Origin of the sequence: Spirillospora sp. NPDC049652 (assembly GCF_040675125.1) — a bacterium.
Classification (GTDB): domain Bacteria; phylum Actinomycetota; class Actinomycetes; order Streptosporangiales; family Streptosporangiaceae; genus Spirillospora.
The window spans coordinates 1-5,408 of the sequence record NZ_JBFAOF010000476.1 but is presented as its reverse complement, the minus strand read 5'-3'; the positions used below and the strand labels follow the sequence as shown (position 1 = coordinate 5,408).

Annotated in this window: 2 protein-coding genes; both read left to right on the top strand. The window is 72.1% G+C overall.

The window, feature by feature from the left end:
* Positions 1–220: 220 nt before the first annotated feature.
* The gene (locus AB0J52_RS25570) at positions 221–3,919 is read left to right on the top strand and encodes a nitrate reductase subunit alpha (protein WP_500184773.1); all 3,699 of its coding nucleotides are present in this window, start codon (positions 221–223) and stop codon (positions 3,917–3,919) included.
* 1 nt (position 3,920) lies between these two features.
* Complete coding sequence (narH, locus tag AB0J52_RS25565) at positions 3,921–5,405, top strand: nitrate reductase subunit beta (protein WP_500184772.1); 1,485 nt, start codon at positions 3,921–3,923, stop codon at positions 5,403–5,405.
* The last annotated feature ends 3 nt before the right edge of the window (positions 5,406–5,408 follow it).

Genomic DNA, 5,408 nt, shown 5'->3' with positions numbered 1-5,408 from the left:
CACCGGCAGCCAGATTCACATCAAAGGCTCGGCCTCATTCGTCGCGGGGAAGCGCATCGAAGGGACGACCAAGAGCGGCCGGTCTCGCGTGGTCACCGACCGGGCCACCGCGCCAGGGCCGATGGTCCCTATCGAGGCCGCTCAGATAGGGCCGGAAGGTGGCGCGGCAGGGGCGTCCGGCCTCAGCGTCCGGGGCTCTCCGGCTTCTAGCGTTTCAGCCATGGAGAACGATCAGAACGCACGGCACCCGGTGTCGCAGCCCGGAGCGGGCTGGCCGCTGGGCGCCCGCAGGCTGCTGACCCGCCGTGAGGTGTCGGCCGACGGGCGCGCCGTGTTCGGGGACGGCGACCCGAAGTGGGAGAGCTTCTACCGGGACCGGTGGGCGCACGACAAGGTCGTCCGCTCCACCCACGGCGTCAACTGCACCGGGTCCTGCTCGTGGATGGTGTACGTCAAGGACGGCATCATCACCTGGGAGCACCAGGCCACCGACTACCCGTCCATCGGCGCCGACTGCCCCGAGTACGAACCCCGGGGCTGCCCGCGCGGCGCGTCGTTCTCCTGGTACACCTACTCGCCGAGCCGGGTCCGCTACCCGTACGTGCGCGGCGAGCTGCTGAAGCTGTGGCGCGAGGCGCGCGGCCGCCTCGGCGACCCGGTCGCCGCGTGGGCGGAGATCACCGGCGATCCGGCCAAGGCGCGCGCCTACAAGCGGGCCCGCGGCAAGGGCGGCCTGGTGCGCGCGGACTGGGACGAGGTCAACGAGCTGATCGCCGCCGCGCACGTGGACACGGTCAAGCGGTACGGCCCGGACCGCGTCGCGGGCTTCTCGCCCATCCCGGCGATGTCGATGGCGTCGTTCGCCGCCGGCGCCCGCTTCATGTCGCTGATCGGCGGCACGCTGCTGTCGTTCTACGACTGGTACGCCGACCTGCCGGTCGCGTCCCCGCAGGTCTTCGGCGACCAGACCGACGTGCCCGAGGCGGCGGACTGGTGGAACGCCGGCTACCTGGTGATGTGGGGCTCCAACATCCCGGTGACCCGCACGCCCGACGCGCACTTCGTCACCGAGACCCGCTACAACGGCACCAAGGTCGTCGCGGTCAGCCCCGACTACGCCGACAACGTCAAGCACGCCGACGAGTGGCTGGCCCCGCACCCGGGCACCGACGGCGCGCTCGCGATGGCCATGGGCCACGTGATCCTGCGCGAGTTCCTGGTCGACCGCCAGGTGCCCTACTTCCAGGACTACCTGCGGACGTTCACCGACGCGCCGTTCCTGGTCACCCTGCGCGAGCACGAGCGGGGCCTGGTCCCGGACGGCTTCCTGACCGCCGCCGACCTCGGCGAGGACACCGAGAACGCCGGCTCCAAGACCGTCCTGCTGGACGCGGCCACCGGCGAGCCGGTCGTGCCGAACGGCTCGCTCGGCTTCCGCTGGGGCGAGACCGGCGCGGGCCGCTGGAACCTGGACCTGGGCGACACCATCCCGGAGCTGAGCCTGATCGAACGCGCGGAGGACACGGTCGCCGTCGCCCTGCCCCGCTTCGACGAGGGCGCCACCGAGGGCGGCTCGGTCATGGTGCGCGGGGTGCCCGTGCGCCGGATCGGCGGCCGCCTGGTCACCACGGTGTTCGACCTGATGCTGGCCCAGTACGGGGTGTCCCGGCCGGGCCTGCCGGGGAGCTGGCCGTCCTCCTACGAGGACGCGTCGGAGCCGTACACCCCCGCCTGGCAGGAGACGGTCACCTCCGTCCCGGCCGCGCAGGCGGCCCGGATCGCCCGCGAGTTCGCCCGCAACGCCGAGCGCACCCGCGGCCGCTCGATGATCGCGATGGGCGCGGGCACCAACCACTGGTTCCACTCCGACACGATCTACCGGGCGTTCCTGGCGCTCACCACGATGACCGGCTGCCAGGGCGTCAACGGCGGCGGCTGGGCGCACTACGTCGGGCAGGAGAAGGTCCGCCCGGTCACCGGCTTCCAGCACCTGGCGTTCGCCTTCGACTGGCAGCGCCCCACCCGGCACATGGCGGGCACGTCCTACTGGTACCTGAACTCCGACCAGTGGCGCTACGAGGCGTTCGGTCCCGACGAGCTCGCGTCGCCGCTCGGCGAGGGCCGCTTCACCGGCCAGGGGTTCGCCGACTGCCTCGCGCAGGCCGTCCGGCTGGGCTGGACGCCCGGCCACGCCGGCTTCGACCGCAACCCGCTGGACCTGGCGGACGAGGCCGCCGCCGCTGGCCGCCCGGTCGCCGAGCACATCGTCGAGGAGCTCAAGGCCGGCCGGCTCCGGTTCGCCGTCGAGGACCCCGACGACCCGGCCAACTTCCCGCGCGTCCTCACCGTGTGGCGGGCCAACCTGCTCGGCTCGTCCGGCAAGGGCAACGAGTACTTCCTGCGCCACCTGCTCGGCACCGACGCGGCCGTCCGCTCCGCCGAGACCCCGCCCGAGGCCCGCCCGAAGGAGGTGGTGTGGCGGGACGAGGCCCCCGAGGGCAAGCTCGACCTGCTGGTCACCATGGACTTCCGGATGACCTCGACCGGCCTGCTGTCCGACGTCGTCCTCCCGGCCGCGACCTGGTACGAGAAGGACGACCTGTCCAGCACGGACATGCACCCCTTCGTGCACGCCTTCACCCCGGCCATCGCCCCGCCCTGGCAGGCCCGCACCGACTACGACACCTTCCTCGGCCTCGCCGACCGGTTCAGCGAGCTGGCCGCCGAGCACCTGGGCGTCCGCACCGACGTCCTCGCCGTGCCGCTGACGCACGACACCCCGGACGAGCTCGCCCAGCCGGGCGGCGTGGTGCGGGACTGGAAGAAGGGCGAGTGCGAGCCGGTCCCGGGGCGGACCATGCCGAAGCTGGTCGTCGTCGAGCGGGACTACGCCGCGACCGCGCAGAAGATGCGCGCCATCGGCCCGCTGCTCGACACCCTCGGCACCACCACCAAGGGCGTCACCGTCCACCCCGGCCAGGAGCTGGACGCCCTGCGGCACCGCTGCGGGACGGTCCGGGAGGGCGTCGCCGCCGGACGGCCCTCGCTGGCCACCGCGTCCGACATGTGCGAGGCGATCCTCGCGCTGTCCGGGACCACCAACGGGCGCCTCGCCACCGAGGGCTTCCGCGAACTGGAGCGGCAGACAGGCAGCGAGGGCCTGGTCGAGCTGTCCGCCGAGCGCGAGGCCGACCGGATCACCTTCGCCGACACCCGCACCCAGCCGCGCTCGGTGATGACCTCCTACGAGTGGTCCGGCTCGGAGACCGGCGGACGCCGCTACTCGCCGTTCGTGATCAACACCGAGCACCGCAAGCCCTGGCACACCCTCACCGGACGCCAGCACTTCTTCGTCCAGCACGACTGGATGGCCGAGCTCGGCGAGCAGCTCCCGGTGTACCGGCCCCCGCTGAACACCCCCCGGCACTACGGCGACGAGCACCTGCGCGAGGACGGCCGGGCCGAGGTCACGGTCCGCTACCTCACCCCGCACTCCAAGTGGTCGATCCACTCGAACTACCAGGACAACAAGTTCATGCTCGACCTGTCCCGGGGCGGTCCGGCGATCTGGATGTCCACCGCCGACGCCGAGTGGATCGGCGTGAGGGACAACGAGTGGATCGAGGCGTACAACCGCAACGGCGTCGTCGTCGCCCGCGCCGTGGTCACGCACCGCATGCCCGAGGGCACCGTGTACATGTACCACGCGCAGGACCGCAACGTGAACGTGCCCAAGACGGAGGTCAGCGGCAGGCGCGGCGGCATGCACAACTCCCTCACCCGGCTGCTGCTCAAGCCGACGCACCTGGCCGGCGGCTACGCCCAGTTCACCTACGCCTTCAACTACTACGGCCCGACCGGCAACCAGCGCGACGAGGTCACCGTCATCCGCCGCCGCGACCAGCAAGTGGAGTACTGACATGCGCGTCATGGCACAGATCGCGATGGTGATGAACCTCGACAAGTGCATCGGGTGCCACACCTGCTCGGTCACCTGCAAGCAGACGTGGACCAACCGGCCCGGGGTCGAGTACGCCTGGTTCAACAACGTCGAGACCAAGCCCGGCGTCGGCTACCCGCGCCGGTACGAGGACCAGGAGCACTGGAAGGGCGGCTGGGCGCTCGACGGGCGCGGCCGGCTGGTGCTGCGGTCCGGCGGCCGGGTCAAGCGGCTGCTGTCGCTGTTCTCCAACCCCGACCTGCCGGCCCTGGAGGACTACTACGAGCCGGTCACCTACGACTACGACAACCTGGTCAGCGCCCCGGCGGGCGACGACATGCCCGTCGCGCGGCCCCGCTCGGTCCTCACCGGCAGGCCCACCGACATCACCTGGGGCGCCAACTGGGAGGACGGCCTCGGCGGCGCCCCCGAGCACGCCGCCGGGGACCCCAACCTGACCGGGGCGTGGGCGGAGAAGGTGAAGTTCGAGTACGAGCAGTCCTTCCTGTTCCACCTGCCGCGCCTCTGCGAGCACTGCCTCAACCCGGCCTGCGTCTCGGCCTGCCCGTCCGGCGCGATGTACAAGCGGGTCGAGGACGGCATCGTCCTGGTCGACCAGGACCGGTGCCGGGGCTGGCGGATGTGCGTGACGGCCTGCCCGTACAAGAAGGTGTACGTCAACCACGTCACCGGCAAGGCCGAGAAGTGCACCTTCTGCTTCCCGCGCATCGAGGCCGGGCAGCCCACCGTGTGCTCCGAGACGTGCGTCGGGCGGCTGCGCTACCTCGGCCTGCTGCTGTACGACGCCGACCGCGTCGGCGAGGCCGCCGCCACCCCGGACCCGAAGGACCTGCTGGACGCGCAGCGCGGCGTCTTCCTCGACCCGCGCGACCCCGAGGTCATCGCCGCGGCGCGGAAGGCCGGGATTCCGGGGGACTGGCTGGAGGCGGCCCGCCGCTCCCCGGTGTACGACCTGGTCATGCGCTACAAGGTGGCGCTGCCGCTGCACCCGGAGTACCGGACGCTGCCGATGGTCTGGTACGTCCCGCCGCTCTCGCCCGTCCTCGACGCCGTGGACGCGGCGGGCGGCGACCAGGACGACCCCGACCACGTCTTCGCCGCCGTCACCCGGCTGCGCATCCCGCTGGAGTACCTCGCCGAGCTGTTCACCGCCGGGGACGCCGAGGTCGTCGCCGGGGTGCTGATGAAGCTCAGCGCGCTGCGCTCGTACATGCGTGAGCGGACGCTCGGCGAGGCGGGCGACGAGGCCGTGCTGAAGGCCGTCGGCCTCACGCCCGGTGAGGCGCAGGACATGCACCGGCTGCTCGCCGTCGCCAAGTACTCCGACCGGTACGTCGTCCCGGCGGCCCACAAGGAGGACGCCGCCGCGCTGTCCGCGATGGAGACGCGCTGCCCGGTCGAGTCGTCCGGCGACCCGGTGGACGCCGGCGGTCGCCGGCGATAGGGA

What these genes read in the sequence shown, in the direction of transcription:
- AB0J52_RS25570 (WP_500184773.1), top strand. Translation starts at nt 221, where the DNA reads ATGGAGAACGATCAGAACGCACGGCACCCGGTGTCGCAGCCCGGAGCG.
- narH (WP_500184772.1), top strand. Translation starts at nt 3,921, where the DNA reads ATGCGCGTCATGGCACAGATCGCGATGGTGATGAACCTCGACAAGTGC.